Annotated in this window: 22 protein-coding genes; 14 read left to right on the top strand and 8 right to left on the bottom strand. The window is 74.4% G+C overall.

Going from position 1 to position 24,542, the window contains the following annotated elements:
* Positions 1-6: 6 nt before the first annotated feature.
* On the top strand, positions 7-1,176 hold the full coding sequence (locus tag OZ948_03240) for a hypothetical protein (GenBank protein MEB2343734.1): 1,170 nt from the start codon (positions 7-9) through the stop codon (positions 1,174-1,176).
* On the opposite strand, the gene sixA is transcribed toward OZ948_03240, so the two are convergent.
* Positions 1,163-1,648: a phosphohistidine phosphatase SixA gene (gene sixA / locus OZ948_03235; GenBank protein MEB2343733.1), complete on the bottom strand. Its 486-nt coding sequence runs from the start codon at positions 1,646-1,648 to the stop codon at positions 1,163-1,165. The two genes, OZ948_03240 and sixA, sit on opposite strands and share 14 nt — an antisense overlap.
* Positions 1,649-1,699: 51 nt before the next feature.
* Here sixA and OZ948_03230 point away from each other — a divergent pair, with 51 nt between their 5' ends.
* The 3 genes from OZ948_03230 to OZ948_03220 are packed head-to-tail and all read left to right on the top strand — an operon-like array spanning position 1,700 to position 3,276.
* Positions 1,700-2,734, top strand: coding sequence for a sulfotransferase (locus tag OZ948_03230; GenBank protein ID MEB2343732.1), 1,035 nt, complete (start codon positions 1,700-1,702; stop codon positions 2,732-2,734).
* A gap of 43 nt (positions 2,735-2,777) precedes the next feature.
* A complete protein-coding gene (locus OZ948_03225) occupies positions 2,778-2,912 on the top strand; it encodes a hypothetical protein (protein MEB2343731.1) in 135 nt (44 codons plus the stop codon).
* Positions 2,913-2,931: 19 nt separating this feature from the next.
* On the top strand, positions 2,932-3,276 hold the full coding sequence (locus tag OZ948_03220; protein ID MEB2343730.1) for a 4a-hydroxytetrahydrobiopterin dehydratase: 345 nt from the start codon (positions 2,932-2,934) through the stop codon (positions 3,274-3,276).
* Here OZ948_03220 and OZ948_03215 read toward each other — a convergent pair whose 3' ends face one another.
* The 3 genes from OZ948_03215 to OZ948_03205 are packed head-to-tail and all read right to left on the bottom strand — an operon-like array spanning position 3,277 to position 8,132.
* Complete coding sequence (locus OZ948_03215; protein ID MEB2343729.1) at positions 3,277-4,284, bottom strand: radical SAM protein; 1,008 nt, start codon at positions 4,282-4,284, stop codon at positions 3,277-3,279.
* Positions 4,284-6,974 carry an aconitate hydratase AcnA gene (acnA, locus tag OZ948_03210; protein MEB2343728.1) on the bottom strand — a complete coding sequence of 897 codons (2,691 nt, stop codon included), beginning with the start codon at positions 6,972-6,974 and terminating at the stop codon, positions 4,284-4,286. Before acnA ends, OZ948_03215 begins: the two co-directional genes overlap by 1 nt.
* Positions 6,975-7,001: 27 nt before the next feature.
* A complete protein-coding gene (locus OZ948_03205) occupies positions 7,002-8,132 on the bottom strand; it encodes a glycerophosphodiester phosphodiesterase (protein MEB2343727.1) in 1,131 nt (376 codons plus the stop codon).
* A 211-nt stretch (positions 8,133-8,343) separates the two neighbouring features.
* Between OZ948_03205 and thiC the strand changes: the two genes are divergently transcribed.
* On the top strand, positions 8,344-10,221 hold the full coding sequence (gene thiC, locus OZ948_03200) for a phosphomethylpyrimidine synthase ThiC (GenBank protein ID MEB2343726.1): 1,878 nt from the start codon (positions 8,344-8,346) through the stop codon (positions 10,219-10,221).
* A complete protein-coding gene (locus OZ948_03195) occupies positions 10,218-11,321 on the top strand; it encodes an AI-2E family transporter (GenBank protein ID MEB2343725.1) in 1,104 nt (367 codons plus the stop codon). The genes thiC and OZ948_03195 overlap by 4 nt, the downstream gene beginning before the upstream one ends.
* A gap of 78 nt (positions 11,322-11,399) precedes the next feature.
* Here the strand turns inward: OZ948_03195 and OZ948_03190 are convergent, their stop codons facing one another.
* A complete protein-coding gene (locus tag OZ948_03190; protein ID MEB2343724.1) occupies positions 11,400-12,029 on the bottom strand; it encodes a hypothetical protein in 630 nt (209 codons plus the stop codon).
* A gap of 75 nt (positions 12,030-12,104) precedes the next feature.
* On the opposite strand from OZ948_03190, the gene OZ948_03185 reads away from it, so the two are divergent.
* Positions 12,105-12,971 (top strand): MOSC domain-containing protein, encoded by an 867-nt coding sequence (locus OZ948_03185; protein MEB2343723.1) that lies wholly within the window; start codon positions 12,105-12,107, stop codon positions 12,969-12,971.
* Here the strand turns inward: OZ948_03185 and OZ948_03180 are convergent.
* The 3 genes from OZ948_03180 to OZ948_03170 all read right to left on the bottom strand — a co-directional run bounded on the left by OZ948_03180 (position 12,968) and on the right by OZ948_03170 (position 16,351).
* On the bottom strand, positions 12,968-13,816 hold the full coding sequence (locus OZ948_03180) for an SDR family NAD(P)-dependent oxidoreductase (GenBank protein ID MEB2343722.1): 849 nt from the start codon (positions 13,814-13,816) through the stop codon (positions 12,968-12,970). The two genes, OZ948_03185 and OZ948_03180, sit on opposite strands and share 4 nt — an antisense overlap.
* A gap of 33 nt (positions 13,817-13,849) precedes the next feature.
* Entirely contained in the window at positions 13,850-15,181 is a 1,332-nt protein-coding gene (locus tag OZ948_03175) for an MFS transporter (protein MEB2343721.1), read from the bottom strand.
* A 90-nt stretch (positions 15,182-15,271) separates the two neighbouring features.
* Complete coding sequence (locus tag OZ948_03170; GenBank protein ID MEB2343720.1) at positions 15,272-16,351, bottom strand: amidohydrolase family protein; 1,080 nt, start codon at positions 16,349-16,351, stop codon at positions 15,272-15,274.
* A gap of 84 nt (positions 16,352-16,435) precedes the next feature.
* Between OZ948_03170 and msrA the strand changes: the two genes are divergently transcribed.
* The 7 genes from msrA to OZ948_03135 all read left to right on the top strand — a co-directional run bounded on the left by msrA (position 16,436) and on the right by OZ948_03135 (position 24,499).
* A complete protein-coding gene (gene msrA, locus OZ948_03165) occupies positions 16,436-17,083 on the top strand; it encodes a peptide-methionine (S)-S-oxide reductase MsrA (protein ID MEB2343719.1) in 648 nt (215 codons plus the stop codon).
* Positions 17,080-18,909, top strand: coding sequence for a glycoside hydrolase family 2 (locus OZ948_03160; protein MEB2343718.1), 1,830 nt, complete (start codon positions 17,080-17,082; stop codon positions 18,907-18,909). Before msrA ends, OZ948_03160 begins: the two co-directional genes overlap by 4 nt.
* Positions 18,906-20,363, top strand: a complete 1,458-nt coding sequence (locus OZ948_03155; GenBank protein ID MEB2343717.1) for an aldehyde dehydrogenase — start codon at positions 18,906-18,908, stop codon at positions 20,361-20,363. The genes OZ948_03160 and OZ948_03155 overlap by 4 nt, the downstream gene beginning before the upstream one ends.
* Before the next feature lie 62 nt (positions 20,364-20,425).
* Positions 20,426-20,941, top strand: coding sequence for a YkgJ family cysteine cluster protein (locus tag OZ948_03150; protein MEB2343716.1), 516 nt, complete (start codon positions 20,426-20,428; stop codon positions 20,939-20,941).
* A gap of 107 nt (positions 20,942-21,048) precedes the next feature.
* The gene (locus OZ948_03145) at positions 21,049-21,843 is read left to right on the top strand and encodes an exosortase/archaeosortase family protein (GenBank protein MEB2343715.1); all 795 of its coding nucleotides are present in this window, start codon (positions 21,049-21,051) and stop codon (positions 21,841-21,843) included.
* Positions 21,840-22,484, top strand: coding sequence for a hypothetical protein (locus OZ948_03140; protein MEB2343714.1), 645 nt, complete (start codon positions 21,840-21,842; stop codon positions 22,482-22,484). The genes OZ948_03145 and OZ948_03140 overlap by 4 nt, the downstream gene beginning before the upstream one ends.
* Entirely contained in the window at positions 22,436-24,499 is a 2,064-nt protein-coding gene (locus OZ948_03135; protein ID MEB2343713.1) for a sulfatase-like hydrolase/transferase, read from the top strand. Before OZ948_03140 ends, OZ948_03135 begins: the two co-directional genes overlap by 49 nt.
* The last annotated feature ends 43 nt before the right edge of the window (positions 24,500-24,542 follow it).

Raw genomic sequence — 24,542 nt, 5'->3', positions numbered from 1 at the left:
GCCCGGATGCCTCGCTCGACCGCCCTGCTCGCCGCCCTCCTGCTCGCCCTCGGCGCGGCCCCGGGCCGAGCGGCCGACCACGCCGGGGTCGAGCTGCTCGGCAACGCGATCGCACGCGCGGGCGCGCCGGCCACCTACGGCTTCCCGGACGACGTCCCGGGCCTCGTGTCCGACGACGACTCGCAGGCGCTCCTCGGCCCCCACGGCGACCACGACGACGCCGAGTTCGTACGCGATCGCGTGTATCGCGGCGACGAGCGGGTGAATGCCAGCCGGCACTTCGGCTCCCAAGGGGCCGCGCGCGGCTCGATCGAGGCCGGCCACTCGATCTCCGTGACGAGCGGCTGGGCCGACGCCGGGAGCACCGAGCTCGGCGCCAGTGCCGAGGCACACGCCGGCTCGCTCGGCGGGTCGGTGGGCGGCGCCGCGACCGATACGGCGATCGAGAAGCGGATCACGATCCTGCCCGGCACGTCGGGGCTCGCCGACGGCACGCTCGTCACGGGCCTGCGCTGGGTGTTCGGCGGCCAGGGCAGCCTCGAGGTCGGGGGGCGCTCGTTCCCGGCCGACTCCGCGGCGAGCGCCTCCGTGAGCTTCGACCTGCTGGTGCGGCGCGGGCCGACGGGTACCTGCGGCCCCTTCGACTGCCCGCACGGGGCGCTCGCGGTCGCAGCGGAGCTCTCGACCGGCCTGTCCGTCATCGACGCCGACCCGGCGCTGCCCGCCGGCGTCACGGCGCGGGTCACCCGCCACGACTCGTGGAGCGCCTCGTGGAACGCGGGCGACCTGAAGGCCGGAGAGGTCTTCACGAGCGGGAGCGAGACCGTGGACGTCGGCGCTCCCGTCACCGACGAGGACGTCGCGATCCTGCGCAGCGTGAGCGCCCACACCGGCGCCCCGCCGCTCGCGCTGGACTCCATCGAGTTCGAGGCCAACGTCGGCGAGACCCTGGTGGTCGAGATGGAGCTCGACGTGGGCGCCGCGGTGGACGGCTGGGGTCACGGCGACGCGGACGCCTTCGACACCTTTTCGGGTCACGTCGAGGACCCGCAGGGACGAGGGCTCGTGTTCCAGTCCTCGGTGCCGGTGCCCGGGCCTCCCGCGGGCGCGGCGGGCGCCCTGGCCGCGACGCTCCTGCTCGCGCTGCGCGCGCGGCGCGCGCTCAGCCGCGCGTGAGCGTCCCGAGCTGGTCCGGGCTGCGCACCCAGCAGAGCGTCCCCGCCCCCCGATCCGGGCACGCGGCGAACTCCAGGAGCGCCACGCTGGCCGTGCCGAGGCCCGGAGCGGCCCCGGCCGTCGCGAGGGCCACGAGCTCGGCCAGCACCGGCATGTGCCCGACCAGGGCGACGCGCGCGTGCGCCGCGAGCACCGCCATCTCCTCCAGGATCGAGCCCGCCGGCGCCCGGCCGTCGAGGACCGCCCGTGGCTCCGGCGCGGGCCCGCCGAGCTCGCCCGCGAGCAGCGCCGCGGTCTCGGCGGCGCGCCGGAGGGGGCTCGTGAGCAGGCGATCGAGCTGCACGTCGAGCGCGCGCAGGCCGGCGGCGGCCGCCCGCGCCTGGAGCTGCCCGCGCGCCGTGAGCCGCCGCCCGGCGTCGCCCTCCGCCCCCGCCGGCTCCGCCTCGGCGTGTCTCACGATGTAGACCTGCACGCCGATCAGTCTATCCTCTCGCGCCCGGCCGGTCCCAAGGAGCACGCGTCCGTGAGCACGGCAGCCGCCGCCCCTGCGATCCAGGACCGTCTGGTCTTCCTGATCGGCGCCCCCCGCTCGGGTACGACGCTCACCGCGCGCATGCTCGGCGCGCACCCGGCGATCCAGGCGCCGCCCGAGACGCACCTGCTGACGCCGCTCGCGCACCTCGGCTACTACGCGAGCGTCGAGCGCGCGCCCTACGACCCCGTGATCACCCGCCAGGCCGCGCACGAGCTCGTGAAGTCGCTCCCCGGCGGCGAGGCCGACTACCTGGACGCCCTGCGCGCCGCCAGCGACACCGTCTACGAGCGCCTGCTCGCGGGCTCCGGCCGGCGCCTGCTGCTCGAGAAGACGCCCGCCTATGCGCTGGTCCTCGACTTCCTCGCGAAGCTCTACCCGCGGGCGCGCTACCTCGTGCTCACGCGCCACCCGCTCGCGGTCTGGTCGAGCTTCGTCGATTCGTTCTTCGACGGCGACCACGAGGTGGCACACGCACACAACCCGCTGCTCGAGCGCTACGTGCCCGCGATCGGGCGCTTCCTGCGCGAGCGCCCGGTGCCGCTCCTGCACCTGCGCTACGAGGAGCTCGTGCGCGAGCCCGAGCGCGAGCTGCGGCGCGCCTGCGGGTTCCTGGACATCGATTTCGAGCCCGGCATGGTCGAGTACGGGCGCGAGGCACCGGCGCCCGTGGCGGCGGCCGGCCTCGGCGACCCGATCACGGTCGCCCGCGAGACCCGCCCCACCACGCGCTCGGTCGCGAAGTGGGCCGAGGAGTTGGGCCGCACCCCCGGCGCGCTCGCGCAGGCCGCCCGGATCCTGGAGGCCCTTCCGGACGAGGACCTCGAGACCTGGGGCCATCCGCGCGCCGAGCTCGAGGCCGAGCTCGCGGCTGCTCCGGAGGGCGGCGCGCGGAAGCGGCGCTCCTGGAGCCGCTACGCGCTCCAGCGCCGGCTCCTGGTCCGGCTGCGGCGCAACATCCACCACAACGCCCTCGGCCGGCTGGTGCGCCGGATCCGCTTCGCCTGCGACGTGCTGCTCCGCTAGTGTCCGGTGCTATCCAGGTCGAGGCCCGAGGGAGGAACCGCCCGTGACCGATCACAGCCCGCTAGAGCCCGCCCGGAGGGCGCCCGCCGAACCGTGGGAGCGCCCCGTCTTCGAGGTGATCTGCCTCGCCTGCGAGATCAGCGCCTACGCGCCGGACGAGGGCGAGCCGCTCTTCTGAGCCCGCACCCTCCGCTGCGATGAGCGACCTCGCAAGCCGGCAGTGCGTGCCCTGCAAGGGCGGCGCCCCGCCCCTGCACGGCGCGGCCCTCCTGCTCCTCCTGCGCCAGCTCGGCCCCGAGGGCAACGGCTGGCGGGTCGTCGACGAGCACCACCTCGAGAAGGACTACCGCTTCCGGGACTTCGCGCAGGCGCTGGCCTTCGTGAACCGCGTGGGCGCGATCGCCGAGGCGCAGGGCCACCACCCCGACGTCGCGCTCGCCTGGGGCCACGCCCGCATCACGATCTGGACCCACACGATCGACGGCCTCACCGAGAGCGACTTCGTCTTCGCCGCGAAGTGCGACCGGGTCGAGGTGGCCTAGCTAGCCCGCGCAGGACGCGCCGCCGAGGACGCAGAAGCGCGCGCAGTGGGGGTGGTTGAGCGCAACCGTCGCGCGGGCGTCGCCGAGGGTGCAGCCGAGCTCGAAGCGCGGGTCGTAGGGGAGCAGCGTGCAGGCGACCACGACCGGCCGCGCCGCGCCCCTGCGTTTCACGACCATGCGCGAGCTCGCGCACATGACGTCGCCAGGACGCTTGCCGAGCCGCTCCCAGCACGCGGTCGTGATCTCGGGGACGTCGAGCGCGGCGTCCATCTCCGGGAAGAGCACGAGCCGGGCGGGGTCGGCGGCGTCGAGTGCGAGCCCGAGCGAGCGGAAGAGCCGGGCGTAGCCGGCTCGCAGCGCCGCCTCGTCCTCGCCGCCCGCGGGATCGACCCAGCGCGCGCTCGCGCGGCGCCCGGCCACGTGCACCGCAAAGCCCTGCTCCGCGAGCCAGCGCAGGCCGGCGAGGGTCGGCTCCCAGCTCCGCGGGCCGCGCTCCCGCTCGTGCCCCTCGCGGGTGTGGTGATCGAGCGAGACGCGCAGCACGAGGCGGTCGCCGTGCTGGCCGAGGAGCCCGAGGAGCCCCTCGCGCGCGCGCATCATGGGCCGCATGGCGTTGGTCAGCACCAGGACGCGCAGCCCGCGCCCGAGCGCGTCGCCGAGCATCGCAAGCAGCCCCGGGTTCAGGAAGGGCTCGCCGCCGGTGAAGCCGATTTCGACGGTGCCGAGCCGCGCGCGCTCGATCTCGTCGAGATACGCCCCCACCTCGGCGGCGCTCAGGTACGCGAGCCGGTCGTTGCGCGGCGAGGACTCGATGTAGCACCTGCGGCAGGCCAGGTTGCAGCGCGTTCCCGTCGCGAACCACAGCGTGCGCAGGGCGCCGAGCGCGACCGTTGCGCGCGGCGAGCCATCGAGGGTGACCCGCGGATCCTCGAACTTGCCCCGCGCGAGAAGCCCTCCGGATCCCGCTGCAACCGGAATCGCCGGATCGCCGGGACTGTCCCCGTCCATCAGAGGAGCTGGCGGAGGACGTAGGGGAGGATGCCGCCGTGGGCGTAGTAGTCGCCTTCGGTCGGGGTGTCGAGGCGGACGCGGACCTCGAAGTCGGTGACGCGGCCGCCGTCGGCGGTGGCGCGGACGCGCAGGGTGCGGCCGTTCGCGAAGCCGCTCGCCATCGCCTCGGCGAGCCCGAGGACGTCGTAGCGCTCGCGGCCGTCGAGCCCGAGCGAGGCCGGGGTCTGGCCCTCGAGGAACTCGAGCGGCAGCACGCCCATCCCGACCAGGTTCGAGCGGTGGATGCGCTCGTAGCTCTCGGCGATCACCGCGCGCACGCCGAGCAGGGCGGGCCCCTTGGCGGCCCAGTCGCGGCTCGAGCCGGAGCCGTACTCCTTGCCGGCCAGCACGAGGAGCGGGACGCCCTCGGTGCGATAGCGCTCCGCGGCGTCGAAGATCGCGAGCGGCTCACCGCCGGGCAGGTGCACCGTGACCCCGCCCTCGGTGCCCGGGGCCAGCAGGTTGCGCAGCCGCACGTTCGCGAAGGTGCCGCGCACCATCACCTCGTGGTTGCCGCGCCGCGAGCCGTAGGAGTTGAAGTCCCGGGCCGCGATCCCGTGCTCGAGGAGGTAGCGGGCCGCCGGCGAGGTCTTCGCGATCGAGCCGGCCGGCGAGATGTGGTCGGTGGTGACGCTGTCGCCGAGCCAGGCCAGCACCCGCGCGCCGCGGATCTCCTCGAGGGCGGCGGGCTCGCGTTCCATGCCGGCGAAGTAGGGCGGCTGGCGCACGTAGGTCGAACCCGCGTCCCAGGCGAAGCGCTCGCCCTCCGGCACCGGGAGCTCGTTCCAGCGCGAGCCACCCCGGAACACGTCCGCGTAGGTGCCGGTGAAGAGCGCCGCCTTCACCGTCCCCTCGACCACCTCGCGCACCTCGTGCGCGGAGGGCCAGACGTCGCGCAGGAAGACGGGCTGGCCGTCGCGGCCGCGGCCGAGGGGCTCGCTCGTCAGGTCGAGGTCCATGCGCCCGGCGAGCGCGTAGGCCACCACGAGCGGCGGCGACATCAGGTAGTTGGCGCGCACGGCGGGATGCACGCGCGCCTCGAAGTTGCGGTTGCCCGAGAGCACCGACGCCACCACGAGCCCGCCGCGCTCGACGCCCTCGGCCACCGGCTCCGGCAGCGGCCCGGAGTTGCCGATGCAGGTGGTGCAGCCGTAGCCCACCACGTGGAAGCGGAGCTGCTCGAGATACGGCAGGAGCCCGGCGTCCTTCAGGTAGCTCGTCACCACCTGCGAGCCCGGTGCGAGCGAGGTCTTCACCCAGGGCTGCACCGCGAGCCCCTTCTCGACCGCCTTCTTCGCCAGGAGGCCCGCCGCCACCATCACGCTCGGGTTCGAGGTGTTGGTGCAGCTCGTGATCGCGGCGATCACGACCGCGCCGTGGCGCAGGGCAACGCGCTCGCCCGCGAGCTCGATCTCGACGGGGGCCTTCGCGGCGTCGCCCTTCACGAGCTCGGGCAGCGCCTTCGCGAAGGACGCCTTCGCCTGCGAGAGCGCCACCCGGTCCTGCGGCCGGCGCGGGCCGGCGAGGCTCGGCTCGACGCTGCCGAGGTCGAGCTCGAGCGCCTCCGAGTACTGCGCCGCCGGGGTCCCGGCGTCGTGGAAGAGGCCCTGCTCCTTCGTGTACGCCTCGACGAGCTGCACCTGCTCCTCGCGGCGGCCCGAGAGGCGCAGGTAGCGCAGCGTCTCGGCGTCGACCGGGAACATCGCGCAGGTGGCGCCGTACTCGGGGCACATGTTCGAGATCGTCGCGCGGTCGGCGAGCGGGAGCCCCGCGAGCCCCGGCCCGTGGAACTCGACGAACTTCCCGACCACGCCGTGCCGGCGCAGCATCTCGGTCACGCACAGCACGAGGTCGGTGGCGGTCGCGCCCTCGCGAAGCCGCCCCGAGAGCCGTACACCCACCACCTGCGGGAGCAGCATCGCGACCGGCTGGCCCAGCATCGCCGCCTCGGCCTCGATCCCGCCGACCCCCCAGCCGAGGACGCCGAGGCCGTTCACCATCGTCGTGTGGGAGTCGGTGCCGACGAGCGTATCCGGATAGGCGAGCGGCAGCCCGCTCCGGCCGACCGGGCCCTCGGCGAACACCACCCGCGCCAGGTACTCGAGGTTGACTTGGTGCACGATCCCGGTCCCGGGCGGCACGACCTTGAAGTTCTCGAAGGCGTTCTGGCCCCAGCGCAGGAAGGCGTAGCGCTCGCGGTTGCGCTCGAACTCGAGCTCGACGTTGCGCTCGAAGGCGCCCGGCGACCCGAAGGCGTCGACCTGCACCGAGTGGTCGATCACGAGCTCGACCGGCTGGAGGGGGTTGATCTTCGAGGGCTTGCCGCCGAAGGCGGCCATCGCGTCGCGCATCGCGGCCAGGTCCACGACGCAGGGCACGCCGGTGAAGTCCTGGAGGACCACGCGGGCGGGCAGGAAGGTGATCTCGCGCTCGGGCTCGGCGGCCGGGTTCCAGCGCGCCAGCGCCTCCACCTGCTCGGCGGTGACGTCCTGGCCGTCCTCGTTGCGCACCAGGTTCTCGAGCAGGATGCGCAGCGAGAAGGGCAGCCGCTCGACCGGGAGCCCGGCCCCGGCCAGCGCCTGGAGCGCGAAGTACTCGAAGGTGCGATCCCCGACCCGAAGCGTGCGCTGGGCCCCGAAGCTGCTCATGGATCCTCCCTGCGGGCGAGCGGATCCTCAGAGCCTAACGGTTCCACGGAGCGTCGCGATCGCGAGCAGACAGGCGAGCCCGAGCAGCACCGGATCCGGCTCGGGCACCGCGGCAACGGCCGCGACGCCGAGGTCGGGGTTGTCGGTGAAGAAGCCGTCGATCCCGAGCCCGAGGTAGAGCCCGATCTCGGCGACCGGGTCGTCCGGGAAGTCCAGGAAGTGGAAGATCGGCTCGGCGCGGAACGTGTAGGGATGGACGAGCAGCCCTGCGGCGTGGGCATCCGCGACGAGCGCGCTCGGGCCCGTGATCGCGCCGCTCGCGTCCCGCACGACGAGCGTGTTCTTCTCGGGCCCGACCCCGTCGGCGTAGGAGGCGATCTCCACGAGGCCCGCGGGCGTGCGCAGGTCGTCGTAGCTGCGGGGGTCGCCCGCCACGACGAAGTCGTAGGGCTGGCCGGAGCCCAGGAGCTGGACGAGCGGCAGCTCGGTCGCGAGGGCCAGCTCCTTCAGGTTCGCCGTCTCGAAGGACTGGATGAAGACGCGCGCGCCAGCGCCCGCGCGCCCGTGGGCCGCGAGCGCGGCCAGGAGCGGCTCCTCGAGCGAGAGCCCGATGCCGTCGAAATAGGTCGGGTGCTTGGTCTCCGGGTACAGGCCGATCGGCCGGCCGTGCTCGAGCTCCTTTGCCGCGACGAGCGCCAGGATCTCGTCGAAGGTCGGGATCTCGAACCAGCCGTCGTAGGCGGCGTTCGCCGGCCGGATCCCCGGGATCCGCTCGACGGCCCGCAGCGTCTTCAGCTCGGCCAGCGTGAAGTCCTCGGCGAACCAGCCCTGGACCGCCGCGCCGTCGATGGTCTTGGTGGTCTGGCGGGCGGCGAACTCGGGATGCGAGGCCACGTCGGTGGTGCCCGCGAGCTGGTTCTCATGGCGGGCCACGAGGACACCGTCCATCGTCGAGACGAGATCCGGCTCGATGAAGTCGGCGCCCTGGTCGATCGCGAGCGCATAGGCCGCGAGCGTGTGCTCGGGGCGATAGCCGGAGGCGCCGCGGTGCCCGATCACGATCGGCAGCTCGCCGGTCAGCGTCCCGGCCGCGGCGGCCGGCAGAGCCGCGGGAAGGACGGAGCCGAGCAGTACGACCGCGGACCGCCGGAGCCTCATCGGAGAGGAGGTAGCGCGCCCGCGATGGATTTGGCGACGGCCCGCGCGGCGCTAGTCTGCCCGCATTCGCTGGGTGTGGCCGCGAGCACGGCCTGAGACACGGCTTCCGCCGGCGCGATGGGAGGTCCATCGAGCGGGCGGCGGATGCGCCGCGGAGCCCCCGAACCTGATCCGGCCAAACCTCCGGGTGGAACCGGCGTAGGGAAGCGACATGGCCCGACCCCTCTCCGCCTCCGACGCGCTCTCCTCCGTCCTGACGCGCGCGCCCCTGCCCGGCTCGAGCAAGGTCTACGTCGAGGGCACGCAGGCGGGCGTCCGGGTCCCGATGCGCGAGATCCGCCAGGCGCCGACGCGGGCCCAGGGGCCCGACGGCGCCGTCGTGCTCGAGGAGAACCCCCCGATCGCGCTCTACGACACCTCGGGGCCCTACACGGACCCGGCGGTGGCGATCGACCTCCGCCAGGGCCTCCCGCCGCTGCGCCTCGACTGGATCCGCGCGCGCGGCGACGTCGAGGAGCACCGCGAGCCCGCCTCGTCCTACGCGCGCGAGCGCGAGGCCGACCCGCGCCTCGCCGCCGTGCGCTTCGCCCGCACGCGCCCGCTCCTGCGCGCCCGCGCCGGCCGCCGCGTCACCCAGATGCACTACGCGCGGCGCGGCGAGATCACGCCCGAGATGGAGTTCGTCGCGATCCGCGAGAGCCAGCGCCTCGAGCGCCACCGCGAGCTCGCCGCCCAGCACCCGGGCGAGTCGTTCGGCGCCGCCCTGCCCGCCGTCATCACCCCCGCCTTCGTGCGCGACGAGATCGCCCGCGGGCGCGCGATCCTGCCCGCCAACGTGAACCACCCCGAGCTCGAGCCGATGGCGATCGGCCGCAACTTCCTGGTGAAGATCAACGCCAACATCGGCAACTCGGCCGTCACCAGCACCATCGAGGAGGAGGTCGAGAAGCTGGTCTGGGCCACCCGCTGGGGCGCCGACACCGCGATGGACCTCTCGACCGGGCGCAACATCCACGAGACCCGCGAGTGGATCCTGCGCAACAGCCCGGTCCCGATCGGGACGGTGCCGATCTACCAGGCGCTCGAGAGGGTGGGCGGGCGGCCCGAGGAGCTCACCTGGGAGGCGTTCCGCGACACGCTCGTCGAGCAGGCCGAGCAGGGCGTCGACTACTTCACGATCCACGCCGGCGTGCTGCTCCGCTACGTGCCGCTCACCGCCCGCCGGCGCACGGGAATCGTCTCGCGCGGCGGCTCGATCCTGGCCAAGTGGTGCCTCGCGCACCACCAGGAGAACTTCCTCTACACCCACTGGGACGAGATCTGCGAGATCTGCGCCGCCTACGACGTCGCCTTCTCGATCGGCGACGGGCTGCGCCCCGGCTCGATCGAGGACGCCAACGACGAGGCCCAGTTCGCGGAGCTCCGGACCCAGGGCGAGCTCACGCGGCGCGCCTGGGCCTTCGACGTGCAGGTGATGAACGAGGGCCCCGGGCACGTGCCGATGCAGCGGATCCACGAGAACGTGACCCGGCAGCTCGAGTGGTGCGGCGAGGCGCCCTTCTACACGCTGGGCCCGCTCACCACCGACGTGGCGCCCGGCTACGACCACATCACGAGCGCGATCGGCGCCGCCATGATCGGCTGGTACGGCACGGCGATGCTCTGCTACGTGACCCCGCGCGAGCACCTGGGCCTGCCCGACCGCGAGGACGTGAAGCAGGGCGTGATCGCCTACAAGATCGCTGCCCATGCGGCCGATCTCGCCAAGGGCCACCCGGGCGCCCAGCTCCGCGACAACGCGCTCTCCAAGGCGCGCTTCGAGTTCCGCTGGGAGGACCAGTTCCACCTCTCGCTCGACCCCGAGACCGCGCGCCGCCTGCACGACGCGACGCTCCCCCACGAGGCGCACAAGGTCGCCCACTTCTGCTCGATGTGCGGGCCGAGGTTCTGCTCGATGGAGATCACGCAGCAGATCCGCGACTTCGCGCGCGAACGCGGCACCGGTGCCGAAGCGGCGCGCGAGGCGGGGCTGCGCGAGCAGAGCGAGGCCTTCCGCGCGGGCGGCGCCGAGATCTACCGGCGCGCGTGAGCGGCCCCGGGCAGGCGCCGGTGCGGACCAGCGCGGGAGCCGTGCTGGCCCGCGTGGCCGCGGGGGTCGGCATGCTGGTCGCAGCGCTGTGGGTGCTGCGTCCCTTCCTGGTGCCGGTGGCCTGGGCAGGCATCGCCGCCTACGTCACCTGGCCGCTGGTCCACACGCTGCGCCGTCGCACGGGGCGGCCGCACCTGGCCGCGGCGATCGGCACGCTCACCGTCGCCCTCGGGCTGGGGATCCCGGTGGCGTGGGTGCTGGTGGCGCTCGCGAGCGAGGCGAATCACCTGGTCGGGGCCGTGCGCGGGTGGCTCGACGCCGGCGCGCCCCTGCCCTCCTGGATCCTCGCACGGCCGGAATGGAGCCATCGGCTCGAGGAGCTCCGCGCTTCGGCGGGGATCGAGCCGAGCGAGGCGATCCGCTTCGCCACCCAGCAGGCGGCCGCGATCACGGGCCGGCTCGTCGACGTGGCGGGCGGCCTCGCCGCCAACGTGTTCAAGTTCGCGATGACGATGGTCACGCTCTACGTGCTCTACCTGGAGGGCGAGACGGTCGTCGCGCACGCACGCCGGCTCGCGCGGATCGCCTTCCCGCAGGCTCCGGAGAGCTTCGTCGACGACGTCGGCGGCGTGGTGCGCGCGGTCGTGTTCGGGCTGCTCGGCACGGCGCTGGTCCAGGGCCTGATCGCTGGCATCGGCTATGCGCTCTTCGGCGTGCCCTCACCGGTCGCCCTCGGCGCCCTGACGGCGCTGGGCTCGCTCGTGCCCGCGGGCCCGCTGCTCGTCTGGGGCGGCGCGGCCATCTGGCTCTTCGCCGCCGGCCACACCGGGGCGGCGATCGGGATGGCGATCTACGGCGCGCTGCTCGTCAGCTCGATCGACAACGTGCTGCGTCCGCTCCTGATCAGCCGCAGCCCGCAGCGCATCCACTTCCTGGTCGTCTTCTTCGGCGTGCTCGGCGGGCTCGCGGCCTTCGGGGCGCTCGGCCTCTTCGTCGGGCCGGTGCTGCTCTCGGTGGCCCTCGCGCTGGTCGCGGAGTTCTCGGGGCGCGGCGATCCGCCCGTCCCGGACCCCGGTGACACGGGCGCCCGCTTCGGTTGATGCGCCTGCCGCTGCCTTCGAGCAGCGGCGGGAGGATGTTGGAGGGCCCCGGGCTCGTCCCGGCCGCCGGCGCCGGCGTCAGCGCGCGGGTCGCTGCCGCCGCCGCGCGGCGATCCGCAGGCCCAGGCCGCCCAGGGCCGCCGCCAGGAACGGGACGAAGAAGAGCTGCCCGCTGGCGACCCGGCCCGCGTAGCTGAAGGCGAACACGAACCAGAGCCAGTGCATCCCGACCCGGTGCAGGGTCTTCCAGTGCCGGCCGAGCCGGCGCACCGCCGCGTCGCTCGAGGTGGCGGCCATCGCGAAGGTCATCGCGTAGGCGCCACCGCCCCCGGCGAGCGTCGCCAGGTCCGGCGCGTCACCGCTCGCGCGCACGACGGCCAGGAGCGCCGCCAGGTGCACGGTATGGGCGCTCGCGAAGCCGAGGCCGAGCGCGCGGCGGTGGGCGAGCGCCCAGCGCGAGGCCGCGCTCCGCGCCAGCCGGTGCCAGGAGCTCGCGACGTAGACCGGGAGGAAGAGCAGGAACGCGAAGCGCGCCGTGTAGCGCGCCGCGAGCACGCGGCTCTCGAGCTCGTCGAGGCCCCAGCCGCGGCCGATCCCGACCGCCGCCAGGCCGCCCGTCAGGCCGAGCGCGATCGCCAGCGCGATCCAGGGCGCGAGCGAGCCGGTCCTGCGCGGCGAAGCGGCGGCCGACGGGAGCGCGTGGGACATGACGGACTCCGGCGCCTATGGTCCTGGCGCGTGGCGCCCGAGGATACCTCGGGGCCGCGTCCGCAGGAGGGCTCGATGGCAGCGCGCGTGGGAACGATCGCGGAGATCTGGCGCCATCCCGTCAAGTCGATGGCCGGCGAGCGGCTCGCCGCCGCCCGGCTCGGCGAGGACGGCGTGCCCGGCGACCGCGGCTGGGCCGTGCGCGACGAGCGCCGCGGCGGGATCCGGGGCGCCAAGAAGATCCCGGCCCTGATGCAGCTCGGCGCGCGCTGCGTCGAGGAGCCCGGCGGCGGGCGCTGGCCGGCGCCCGAGATCACGCTGCCGGACGGGAGCGTGGTGCTCGCCGACGCGCCCGACGCCGCCGCGCGCGTGAGCGGCGCGATCGGCACGCCGGTCACGCTCTGGCCGCGGCTCCCGGCGAGCGCCCGCGAGCACTACCGGCGCGGCCCGCCCGATCATCCCGACATCCTCACCGAGCTGCGCGCGATCTTCGGCCGCGAGCCGGGCGAGCCGCTGCCCGACCTCGCCAGGTTTCCCCGCGAGATCCTCGAGTTCGAGTCGCCCCTCGGCACCTACTTCGACGCCTACCCGCTCCTGCTCCTCACCGACGCGAGTCTGCGTCGCCTCCAGGCGCTCGCGCCGGCCTCCCGGGTCGACGTGCGGCGCTTCCGCCCGAACCTGCTGATCGCGAGCCCGCCGGGGGTCGAGGGCGTCCCCGAGCAGGACTGGCACGGCCGGCGCCTCGCGGTGGGAGGTGCCGAGCTCGAGGTGGTGGTCGGCTGCCCGCGCTGCGTCATGATCACCCACGCCTTCGCAGACCTGCCCCGCGACCCGGGCCTCATGCGCACCGTCGTGAAGGAGCTCGACCAGGACGTCGGCGTCTACGCGCGCGTGGTCAGCCCGGGGCCGGTCGCGGTCGGCGACGGGATCCGGCTCCTCTAGACCGGCGACACCAGGCGCGGATTGCGGGCCGCGCGCAGGTCGTCGAGGCGCGAGTCGGCAGCGCGCCGCCACGAGTCGCTGTCGGGCAGCACGTAGAAGCGTCGCTCGCGGATGCCCGCGAGGGCGCGCTCTGCGATCCGCTCGGGCGCGGTCGCCCCTGCGAGCGCCTTGCGCATGGCCGCGTCCACGAGCTTGCGCTCGGGTGTGTCGAGCCCGGCCGCCGGGCGCAGCGCGGCCGGACGGTTGCGCTCCGCGTCCACGATGCGGGTGTCCACGGCCTCGGGGCAGAGGACCGAGATGCCGACGTGCGGGGCCCGCCCGGCGAGCTCGTGGAAGAGCGACTCGGAGAGCGCCAGGACGGCGTGCTTGCTCGCCACGTAGGGGGAGGCCAGCGGCACGCTCACCAACGCCGCCATCGAGGCGGTGTTGAGGACGTGCCCTTCCTCCTGCGCGATCAGGATCGGAACGAAGCTGCGGATCCCGTGGATCACGCCGCGCAGGTTGACGCCGAGGACCCAGTCCCAGTCCTCGCCCGGGATCTCCCAGGCGAGGCCGGCGCCGCCCATCACGCCCGCGTTGTTGCACACCAGGTGGACGGCGCCGAAACGCGCGAGCGCCGCCTGGGCGAGCGCGCGCACGGAGCTCTCGTCGCACACGTCGGTCCGCACCGCGAGCGTCTCGACGCCCCGCCCGGCGAGCTCCCGCTCGGCGTCGGCGAGCGCTCCCGGCTCGATGTCGGCGAGCACCACCCGCATGCCCTCGGCGCCGAGCCGGCGCGCGAGCGCCCGGCCGATGCCGCTCGCCGCGCCCGTCACCACGGCCACGCGTCCCTCGAATCGCTCCATCGGTCCCTACGCTCCTTCGGGCGCCGGCGGACGCTACTCACCCGCGGGCAGCGGCGCCATGCGCGGCACGCCCGGGCCGCGCCGCAGCGAGCGCCGGTAGAGCACGCCCCCGACCAGGAAGCCCGCGCAGGGCAGGCCCGCGAAGAGGATGCGGATCCCGAGCAGGCCCGCGGGTGTCTGCTCGGCGTTCGGCACGAAGCCGACCGCCGAGAGCAGGAGGCCGCTCGCCGCCGTCGCGAGCGTCGTCCCGAACTTCATCACGAAGTGCATCGCCGCCGAGTAGATGCCCTCCTTGCGCTCGCCGCTGCGCTCGGCGTCCTCCTCGATCAGGTCGGCGAGGATCGCGGCCGAGAGCACGCTCCCGGAGCCCATCGCGGCCCCCGCGACCACCAGCAGCGTCATCAGCGGCGCCACCTCGTCGCCGAAGAAGAACATGCCGGCGAAGGCGAACGCCGCGAGCCACATCGTCGCGAGCCAGGTCTCGCGCTTGCCCCGGGTGCGCGAGACGCGGACCCAGAGCGGGATCGCGACGACGCCCGAGAGCACGTAGGCCGCGGGCAGCAGGCCGACCAGGTCGGGCCGTGCGACCAGGTAGCGCGAGACGTAGGGCGCCATCACGCCGACCGCGCCGACGCCGAGGCTCTCGACGAAGTAGACGAAGAGCAGCACGCGCGCGGGTCGGTTGTCCCACACGCTGCGGAGCCCGGCCCCCAGGCTCGCCGCACCGCGCTGCGCCACGGCGGGGGCGGGATCGGGCACCAGGAGGGGCGTCACGGCGAGCAGCGCCACGGCGGCGAGGGCGCTCGGCAGCGCGATCCAGGCCGCCATCGCCCGCGGGTCGCCGGCGTTCATCACGAGCTGGATCGCGCCGAACGAGAGCAGCATGCCGATCGTCAGGCTCATCTGGCGCGCGCCGAACAGGCGCGTGCGCTGGTGCGAGTCGGCCGAGAGCTCCACGCCGAGCGCCGCGTGGGGCAGCGTGTACGCCGTGACGGCGGTGTAGAAGAGCAGCAGGGCGACGGAGACCCACACCAGGAGCCCGCGGCCGCCCAGCGCCTCGGGAGGCGTCCACAGCGGCTCGAAGCCGAGCGCGAGCAGCGGCAGGGCCGCGAGCAGGAAGGGCCGGCGCCGGCCGAGCCGGCTGCGCGTGCGGTCGCTCCAGCTCCCGATCAGGGGGTCCGCGACCGCGTTCCACAGCTTCGCGATCGCGAAGAGCACGCCGACCACACCGGGCGCGATCAGCAGCACGTCGGTCGCGAAGTTCAGGAAGTAGAACTGGACGAAGAAGAGCAGGTAGGAGAGCCCGAGCATCGGCCCGCCGTAGGCGAGCAGGCGCGAGGACGGAACGGCGGCAGGTCGGTCCACGAAACCCCCAGGAACGGCGTGGGCGCGCCGGCCGGCGGCGCAGGATACCTCGTCACGGTGCCGCCCGTACCGGCGTCCGGCGCGGCGGCCTCAGGGCGGCTCGCGATGCTCGCGCGGGCCTCCGCCGGCGCCCGCCGCTGTGGAGCTGCAGGCACCGAGGGGGCCGTAGGGCGCGTCGCTGCCGGTGAGCAGCGGCACGCCGGCGGCGCGCAGGGCCGCGATCGGTCCGAGCCAGGGGCGGTCGGCGGGATCGGCCTCGCGTTCCCAGTCGGCCCGGCGGGCGGCGACGAGCGCCGGCTGCACGCACACCGTGAGGCCGAGCCGCGCGATCCACGCGACGCACTCGGGCGGCGCCACGTGCACGTGCTCGAGGCGATCGCCCGCGCGCACCCCCGCCGCCTCGAGCGCGGCCAGCGCGAGCACGAGCTCGGCGCGCGTGACGCAGTGGATCGCGACCGGGCGCGCGCACGCGTGGGCGGCGCGTATGCGTGCCGTGAGCTCGTCCGGCGCCGGCAGCTCCGGGTCCGCGAGATGGATCTTGACGGGGCCGATCCCGATCCCCGGCGGCGGCGCGAGCTCGGAGAGCGCGAGCGTCCCCATCACCACGATCCGCGCCGGCAGCTCGCCGCGCGCCTGCGCCGCGGCGAAGGCCGCGAGCTCGGCGGGGCCGTTGCCGGGGGTGGCGTCGGTCACTCCCGTGACGCCGAGTGCCGCCAGGCGCCGGCCGAGCGGCCCGAACGGGGGCGGCGGAGCCGGGCCCAGGCGCGCGCGCAGCCAGGCGTCGGCGCGGAAGAGACGGCCGGTGGCCCGGCCCGCGCCGTCGCGCTCGAGACCGGGTGCGTCGCCTCCGGCCTCGAGGCCCAATGCGGCGAGCGCGCGCGAGTTCACGATCCAGAGCTGCCCGCTGCGATGCTGCACGCGGACGGGCCGGTCGCCGCGCAGGCGGTCGAGCGCGGCGCGATCGAGCGGGCCGGCCACGGACTCGTGGTAGCCGACCCCCCGGACCCAGCCCGCTGCGTCCGGGGTCTGCGCGGCGAGCGCCGCGCCGAGCCCGGCGGCGTCGCACACCTCGGGCGGCCCGCACCGCGCCGACGCGAGCGCCGCCGCGGCGGCGAAAAGATGGATGTGGTGGTCGTGCAAGGCCGTCCCCGAGCCAGCGGAGCGAAGCACCCTCGCCATGGTAGTCTGCGCCGCGCGTCGTCTCGGGCGGCCCCTCCACACCTCCCGCTCGACCTGAGCCAGGAAGGTCCAACCATGGGTTCCCTCGATCGAAAGCTTCGCGTCCCGCACCCCGAGGAGGCGCTCCCGGGGCGCGCCGATCCCATGCCGGTGCCCGAGCGGCACCACGTGCTCGGGACCCCGCTCGCGCCGCCCTACCCCGCGGGCCTCGAGCGGGCCGTCTTCGGGCTCGGCTGCTTCTGGGGCGCCGAGCGGAAGTTCTGGCAGGCGCCGGGGGTGTACACGACGGCGGCCGGCTACGCGGGCGGCCTCACGCCGAACCCGACCTACGAGGAGGTGTGCAGCGGGCGGACCGGTCACGCGGAGGTCGTGCTCGTGGTCTTCGATCCCCGGCGGATCGCGTACGAGGAGCTGCTGCGGGTCTTCTGGGAGAGCCACGACCCCACCCAGGGCATGCGGCAGGGCAACGACGTCGGCACCCAGTATCGCTCCGTGATCCACACGACGACCTCCGCGCAGCGCGCGGCCGCCCTCGCCTCGCGCGAGACCTACCAGAAGGCCCTCTCCCAGGCAGGCCACGGCGCGATCACGACCGAGATCGCCGACGCCCCCGCCTTCTACTTCGCCGAGCCCTATCACCAGCAGTACCTGGACCGACATCCCGATGGCTACTGCGGGCTCGGCGGAACGGGCGTCGCGTGCCCGGGCGGCGGCGGTCGTTGAGCGAGGAGCACCCGCGCCCGCTGCTCCAGCGCGAGGGTTGGCTCCCGCTCGACGGGATCTGGGACTTCGCGCTGGATCGCGACGCCCGGTGGTGTCGGCCCGAGGAGGTTGCCTGGGACGCACGGATCCGGGTGCCCTTCGCGCCCGAGACGCCGGCCAGCGGCGTCGCCTTCGAAGGCGAGGCGCTGGCCTTCTGGTATCGCCGGCGGATCGAGGTGCCCCCGCTCGCGCCGGGCGAGCGCTGGCTCGTGCACTTCGGCGCCGTCGACCACGAGGCGACGGTCTGGATCGACGGACGCCTCGCCGGGCGCCACGAGGGCGGCTACACGCCCTTCTGCGTCGATGCCGCCGAGGCGCTGCCTCGGGGTGGGACGGCGGAGCTCGTGGTGCGCGCCTACGACGACCCGCACGACCTCGCGAAGCCGCGCGGCAAGCAGACCTGGCGCGCGGTGCCCCACGCGATCTGGTATCCGCGCACCTCCGGGATCTGGCGCACGGTGTGGGCGGAGCGGCTGCCCGCCGCGCACCTGGCGGCGCTCGACTGGCGCGCCGACTGGAAGCGCTTCGCGATCGGGCTCGATGCAGAGGCAAGCGCCCCGCCCGGCGTCGAGCTGCGCCTCCGCGTGCGCCTCGCCGCCGCCGGCCGCGTGCTCGTGGACGACGTCTGCCGGCTCGAGGGCGGGCGCCTCGCGCGCGGATTCGCGCTCCCGGACGGCGCCGACGAGCGCAACGAGCTGGCCTGGAGCCCGGCCTGGCCGCGCCTGCTCGACGCCGAGCTGACCCTGCTCGACGCCGGGGGGCGCCCCCTCGACCGTGTGACCTCCTACACCGCGATGCGGCAGGTTGCCTGCGAGGAGGGGCGCTTCACCTGGAACGGCCGCCCGCTCTTCCTGCGCCTCGTGCTCGACCAGGGCTACTGGCCCGAGACCGGTGCGACGCCGCCCGGCGCCGCCGCCCTGCGCCGCGACGTCGAGCTCGCGAAGCAGCTCGGCTTCCACGGCGTGCGCAAGCACCAGAAGAGCGAGGACCCGCGCTGGCTCGCCTGGGCCGACCGGCTCGGGCTGCTGGTCTTCCCGGAGCTGCCGGCCGCCCAGCGCTTCGACGCCACCGCCGTGCGGCGCGGCCTCGCCGAGTGGGGCGAGCTCGTGCGCGCGCAGCGCGGGCATCCCTGCGTGGCGGGCTGGGTGCCGGTGAACGAGTCCTGGGGCGTGCCGGCGCTCACCGGCGATCCGGCGCAGCGCGCCTACCTGCGCGCGCTCGTCGAGACCGCCCGCGCGCTCGATCCCGGCCGCCCGGTCGCCGGCAACGACGGCTGGGAGATCGTGGGCGGCGACCTCGTCTGCGTACACGACTACGAGCAGGATCCCGCCGTGCTCGCCACGCGCTGGGGCGGCGACGAGGCGATCGCGGCGCACCTGCGCGGCTTCGCGCCGGTGACCGGCCCGGCCGTGCGCCGGCGGCTCCTCCTCGAGCCCGGCGAGCGTGCGAAACGGCCCGTCCTCGTCTCGGAGTTCGGCGGGGTCGGTCTCACGGACGACCCGAGCGCCTGGGGCTACTCGACGGCGCGCGACCCCGAGGAGCTCGTTCGCCGCTACGGCGCGCTCTGCGCCGCGCTCGCACGCAGTGAGGCCCTTTCGGGCTTCTGCTATACGCAGCTCACCGATACCTATCAGGAGCGCAACGGCCTCCTGCGCATGGATCGCACACCCAAGGCTCCCCTCGCGCGTCTCGCGCTGGCCACCGCCGGCATGCAGGGGGAGCCGACTCCCGGCGAGGCGCCGCCGGGCGAAGCTCACAGGTCCCTGCTGAACTCGGAGGAACCATGATCGTCCACGACGGCTTGTATCTCGGCGGCCGCTACGAGAAGCCCTCGGGCGCCGGCACCATCGAGGTGCGCTCGCCCTTCGACGGCGCCGTCGTGGGCCGCGTGCCGGAGGCGCGCCCGGCGGACGTGGACCGCGCGGTGGCGCTCGCGCGCAGGGCCTTCGACGAGGGCCCCTGGCCGCGCACGACGGGCGCCGAGCGCGCCGACGTGATGGACCGCCTCCTGGCTGCGCTCCAGAAGCGCGGCGCGCAGATCGCGGAGACCATCACGCGCGAGATGGGCAGCCCGATCTCGTTCTCGCACGCGGGCCAGGTGTTCGCGACGAACCTGGTGCTCGACTACTTCGCGAAGCTGGCCCGGAGCTTCCCCTTCGAGGAGCGCCGCGAGGTCCTGATCGGCAGCGCGCTGGTACGCCAGGCGCCGGTCGGCGTCGCGGCCGCGATCGTGCCCTGGAACGTGCCGCTCTTCACGATCATGCTGAAGCTCGCCCCCGCGCTCGCCGCCGGCGCCGTGGTGGTGGTGAAGCCGGCACCCGAGACGCCCCTCGACGCCTATCTGCTCGCCGAGGCCCTCGACGAGGCCGGCGTGCCGGAGGGCGTCGTGAGCCTGCTGCCCGCGGGCCGCGAGGTGGGCGAGTACCTGGTGACGCACCCCGGGATCGACAAGGTGGCCTTCACCGGCAGCACCGCGGCCGGCCGGCGCATCGCCGCCCTGTGCGGCGAGCGGCTGCGGCGCGTCACGCTCGAGCTCGGCGGCAAGTCGGCGGCGATCCTGTGCGAGGACGTGGACCTCGCGGCCGCCGTACCGGGCGTGGTCGGTGCGGGCACCCTGAACAACGGCCAGGCCTGCGTCGCCCAGACCCGCATCCTCGTTCCGCGCAGCCGCTACGCCGAGTGCGTGGACGCCCTGGCCGCCGCCGTGGCGGGGCTGCGCGTCGGCGACCCCCTGGACCCGCAGACCGCGATCGGGCCGCTCGTCGCCGAGCGCCAGCGCGAGCGCGTCGAGGGCTACATCGGCAAGGGTCGCGCCGAGGGCGCGCGGCTCGTCGCGGGCGGCGGGCGGCCGCCGGGCCTCGCGGGCGGCTGGTTCGTCGAGCCCACCCTGTTCGCCGACGTCGACAACGCGATGACGATCGCGCGCGAGGAGATCTTCGGCCCGGTGCTCGCCGTGATCCCCTACGAAGGCGAGGAGGAGGCGCTCCGGATCGCGAACGACTCGGACTACGGGCTCTCGGGCTCGGTCTGGACGGCCGACCCGAAGCACGGCCTCGAGCTCGCCCGGCGCATGCGCACCGGTACCAACAACGTGAACTACTTCATGATGGCGATGTCGGGCCCCTTCGGCGGCTTCAAGAGCTCGGGCCTCGGCCGCGAGCTCGGCCCCGAGGGCCTGCGCGCCTATCTCGAGCCGCAGACGATCTGCCTGGCCCCCGGCTCGGAGGGGGCGCTCGACTGACGGGTGAGGCGCTCGCTGCGGTCGAGCGCCTCCACGCGGAGGTGGACGCGCGGGCAGGCGCGTTGCACGCACGCCACGCCGCGCGCCTGCACTGCCGGCGCGGCTGCGCGGGCTGCTGCGCCGACGACCTGACGGTCTTCGAGGTCGAAGCGGAGCGGATCCGGGTGCGGGCGCCGGAGGTCCTGCGCGAGGCGCCCCACCCGCCCGGGGCCTGCGCCTTCCTCGACGCCGGAGGGGCGTGCCGGATCTACGCGCATCGGCCCTACGTCTGCCGCACGCAGGGGCTCCCCCTGCGCTGGCTCGACGACGAGGCTCCGGACGGCCCGGTCGAGCGGCGCGACGTGTGCCCGCTCAACGAGGCCGGCCCGCCGGTCGAGGGGCTGCCCGCCGACGCGTGCTGGGAGCTCGGCCCGGTGGAGGCGCGCCTCGCCGCGCTCCAGGCCGGGCACGGTGGCGGCCCCTTGCGGCGCGTGCGGCTTCGCGACCTCTTCGGGCCGAAGGACTGCCGCAGCGGCGACTTGCCGCCGGAGCTGCCCCCCACGCCTCGAGCGGGACCGCGCCGGGCGCCGGGGACGTGACCCGCCGGGGCCGAGCCCTCTGTTACCCTCCTGGGCTCGCCCGGGAGGCTCGACTGGCCACCTCGCAGGTCGCAGGACGCGTACGCAGCCCGCAGCTCGTGCATGCGGTGTGGATCGCCGCGTTCCTGGTGCTCGCCGCGCCGACCCTCGCGTTCCTCTGGGAGAAGTGGACGCGAAACATCTGGTACAACGGCCACGGCCTGCTGATGCCCGTCATCCTCGCGTTCGTCGGAGCCGACGCCCTGCGGCGCCGCGGGGTGACCCGCGAGGAGCCTTCGGCGTGGGGGTTCGCGTTCCTGGTCCCGGCGCTGGCGCTGCTCGCCATCGACAGCGCCATCCACACCGAGCTCCTGTCGGCCTTCGCGCTGCTCGTCGCCCTGCCGGGCTTCTCCCTGCTCCTGCTCGGCCCGCAGCGCACGCGCGCCCTCGCGTTCCCCTTCGCCGTGTCGTTCCTGAGCCTGCCGATCCCGGCGGCCTTCCTGGAGCGCCTCCATCTCGTCCTGCGGCATCTCACCGCGAGCGGCACCGATTGGGTGCTCCAGGCGCTCGGCTTCTCGGTCTTCGTGGACGGCACGGTGATGCATCTTCCGGGCGGCACCCTCCTGGTGGCCGAGGAGTGCAGCGGCTTCAGCGCGCTCTACGCCGCCGTCACGATCGCGCTGGTCCTCGCGTACATGACCCGATCGCCGCGGCGCCGGGTGGTGATCCTGCTGGCAGCCTTCCCGCTGGCGCTGCTCTGCAACGTGATGCGCATCGTCGCACTTGCGATCATGGCCGAGTGGTACGGCTACGACCTGCTCGACACGCCCCTCCACGTGATGTCGGGATACGTCTCCTTCGTGCTGACCCTGGCGATCCTCTTCCTCTTCGCCGAGCGTCGCCCCCGGAGAGCCCGCGCGTGATCGAGGCATCGACCCGCTACGTCCCACACATCGTGGCGTTGATCGTGCTCGCTGCGATCCCCACCCTGCTCCACTCGCTCGGACGATTCGACGTGGACGACTGCGCGAATTCCCCGGCGCTGCTGGCACCGCCGGACGCCGCTCACGCGCCGCTCCTTTCGGCCGAGGAACGGGTCCATCTCGACAACTACTGGGGCGCGGGGAACTGGAGCGCGGGCGCGCTCGACGGTGGGGACCAGGACCAACGCCTGCGCTACGTGATCGTCCGCTCCTTCGACCCCAAGGCCGTGTACCACTGGCCCGAGGCGCGGGTCGTCGACCACCGCCACAGCTCGCGAAGCCTCGAAGAGGTGACGATCGACGGCGTGCGGCTCCCCGTGCACCGCGCCTTCTACGAGCCGCAGGGCTCCCGCACCACGGTGGTGGCCTATCTCCTGGTCTACGACTCGCAGGCCGTCGGCAACCCCTATCTCGCCCAGCTCCTCGCGGGCCCCAAGCAGGTCCTGCTGGGGCGCCGCCCGATGTGGCTCTTCCTGGTCTACGGAGAGGTCGGGAAGGGCGAGCGCGAAGCGGCAGAGCAGCGTGCGCGGGAGTGGCTGGCCTCGGCCTGGGAGCGCCATCGCACGGCCTGCACCCGGTGAAGGTCTCCCGCCAGCGCGGCGGTTCGGGCCGGGCGTGGCGGCTCCTCTTCGTGGCCTGCCTGCTCGTGGTGGGCGCCGTCGATGCCGTGCTCCTCCAGCTCGGCGCCTCCTACTTCAGCGGCGGCTTCAACGGGGTCTACATCCGCCGCCTGCCCCTCGTCGCGAGCTTCGTCGTGGGCTCGCTCGCCCAGGACGCCTGGATGATCCTGGGGGTCTGGGCGGTTCTCGTCCCCGCGTGCGGCCTGCTCCGGCTGCGCCCGATCCAGACCTTCGTCGCGAGCGCTCTCGCCGCCCTGGCAGTGCCGCTGCTCGCCGACTTCGTCCGCTACCAGCTCCACCACGTGCTCGGCAACCTCGCCGGCTTCGGCTCGCTGTGGGCGCTGGCGGGTCCCGATCTCCCGAGTGCGCTTGCGGAGGCGGTCTCCTACCTGCCGCCAGCGAGCGCCCCGCTTCTCGCGCTGGTCCTCGTCGTGCCGGCCCTGATCGCCGTGGCACCGCGACTGGAGCGACACGTTCGCCGCGAGGTCTTCACGCCACCCCGGCCGAAGCGCCTGTGGGGGGGCTTCCTGCTCTGTGGCCTGGCCGGGCTCCTCGCGCTCCAGGTCCCCGGCGCGCCCGCGGAGCGGGTCCAGTTCGGCCTCCGGGCCAAGCCCAGCGGGATGGCGCTCGCGAGCCTCGGCAACCGGCTCACCGACTGGGATCGCGACGGCTTCGGCAGCTTCTCGAGCCTGCGCGACCCGGACCCCTTCGACGCCTCGATCTCGCCCCTGGCGCTGGACCTGCCGGGCAATGGCATCGACGAGAACGGGATGGGCGGCGACCACCCGGCCGGCTTCGAGGCGCCGCACCCGGTCCCGCTCGCGACGACTCGGAACGGCTCCCGGCGCGACGTCCTCCTGGTGTTCCTCGAGAGCTTCCGCGGCGACCTGCTCGGGCGGCGCTTCCAGGGCCGCGAGGTGACGCCCTTCCTGAACCGGCTCGCGCGCGAAGGCGCCCACAGCGAGCACGCCTACGCCCACACCCCTGCCACAGCCGCCTCGCGCGCGCAGCTCTTCTCGGGGCGCCTCGTCACCCGGGCGGGCCAACCCACCCTGATCGACGACTTCGCGGACGCGGGCTACTTCGTCGCGTACTTCTCGGGCCAGAACGAGCTCTACGGCAACAGCGAGGCCGTGCTCGGCCTCGAGCGCGCGGATCGCTTCTACGACGCCCGACAGGACCAGGACCGGCGCACCTCGCGCTCCACGAGCCCCGTAGGGCTCCAGGTCTCCTGGAAGACGCTGCTCGCTCGGGTGCGAAGCTTCCTCGACGCGGACGCTCCCGCGCAGCCGCTCTTCCTCTACGTGAACGTCGTCGACACCCACTTCCCCTATCACCACCGCGAGCTCGACCGGATCTTCGAGATCGATCCGCTCGAGCAGATGGAGATCCGCGCGGATCGCGCCGAGCGCGTCTGGGAGACCTATCTCGACGCGGCTGCGAACGTGGATCGCGCGGTCGAGCAGCTCGTGACCGCCTGGTGGGAGCGGCGCGGGAGGGATGGCGTGATCCTGGTCACCGGGGACCACGGCCAGTCGATCTACGACGACGACGGCTACCTCGGGCACGGGCGCTCGCTGCACGACGCCCAGGCGCGCGTCCCCTTCATCGTGTGGGGACTCGGGGGCGAATGGCCCGAGCCGCTCGGGCTCGCGGACGTCCGCGGCCTGCTCTGGCGCCAGCTCGCCGACCCCGCGGCCCGGCCGCCGGCACGCTTCGTGCCCGATCCGGAGCGGCTCCTCTTCGGCTTCGGCTCGAGCCTCGACCGGCCGCGGCTGATCGGCCTCCGCTCGCTCGCGAGCGCGGTGCTCTACGACCTCGAGGGGGGACGCCTCGAGCTCCTCGGCCCGGACGGAGAGCCCGCCACGGTCTCGCCCGAGGAGCGGCGCGCGCGCTTCGATTCCCTGATCTGGAGCTGGGAGGCGCTCCGCCTCGAGAACCCGACCCCTTCCCGCCCCGAGGACACCGACCCCTGAGCGCGTGCCCGCCGCGGCGGGCGTGCGCCCGTTGACCGCGCGC

This window comes from Deltaproteobacteria bacterium (assembly GCA_035063765.1).
Classification (GTDB): Bacteria; Myxococcota_A; UBA9160; order UBA9160; family PR03; genus CAADGG01.
This window is presented reverse-complemented; position numbering and strand designations above follow the sequence as displayed.

Bases quoted from the DNA above. Each gene is read 5' to 3' on its own strand.
- OZ948_03205 (MEB2343727.1), bottom strand. From the start codon at position 8,132: ATGAGGCTCCGGCGGTCCGCGGTCGTACTGCTCGGCTCCGTCCTTCCC.
- thiC (MEB2343726.1), top strand. From the start codon at position 8,344: ATGGCCCGACCCCTCTCCGCCTCCGACGCGCTCTCCTCCGTCCTGACG.
- msrA (MEB2343719.1), top strand. From the start codon at position 16,436: ATGGGTTCCCTCGATCGAAAGCTTCGCGTCCCGCACCCCGAGGAGGCG.
- OZ948_03240 (MEB2343734.1), top strand. From the start codon at position 7: ATGCCTCGCTCGACCGCCCTGCTCGCCGCCCTCCTGCTCGCCCTCGGC.
- OZ948_03180 (MEB2343722.1), bottom strand. From the start codon at position 13,816: ATGGAGCGATTCGAGGGACGCGTGGCCGTGGTGACGGGCGCGGCGAGC.
- acnA (MEB2343728.1), bottom strand. From the start codon at position 6,974: ATGAGCAGCTTCGGGGCCCAGCGCACGCTTCGGGTCGGGGATCGCACC.
- OZ948_03155 (MEB2343717.1), top strand. From the start codon at position 18,906: ATGATCGTCCACGACGGCTTGTATCTCGGCGGCCGCTACGAGAAGCCC.
- OZ948_03215 (MEB2343729.1), bottom strand. From the start codon at position 4,284: ATGGACGGGGACAGTCCCGGCGATCCGGCGATTCCGGTTGCAGCGGGA.
- OZ948_03190 (MEB2343724.1), bottom strand. From the start codon at position 12,029: ATGTCCCACGCGCTCCCGTCGGCCGCCGCTTCGCCGCGCAGGACCGGC.
- OZ948_03185 (MEB2343723.1), top strand. From the start codon at position 12,105: ATGGCAGCGCGCGTGGGAACGATCGCGGAGATCTGGCGCCATCCCGTC.
- OZ948_03220 (MEB2343730.1), top strand. From the start codon at position 2,932: ATGAGCGACCTCGCAAGCCGGCAGTGCGTGCCCTGCAAGGGCGGCGCC.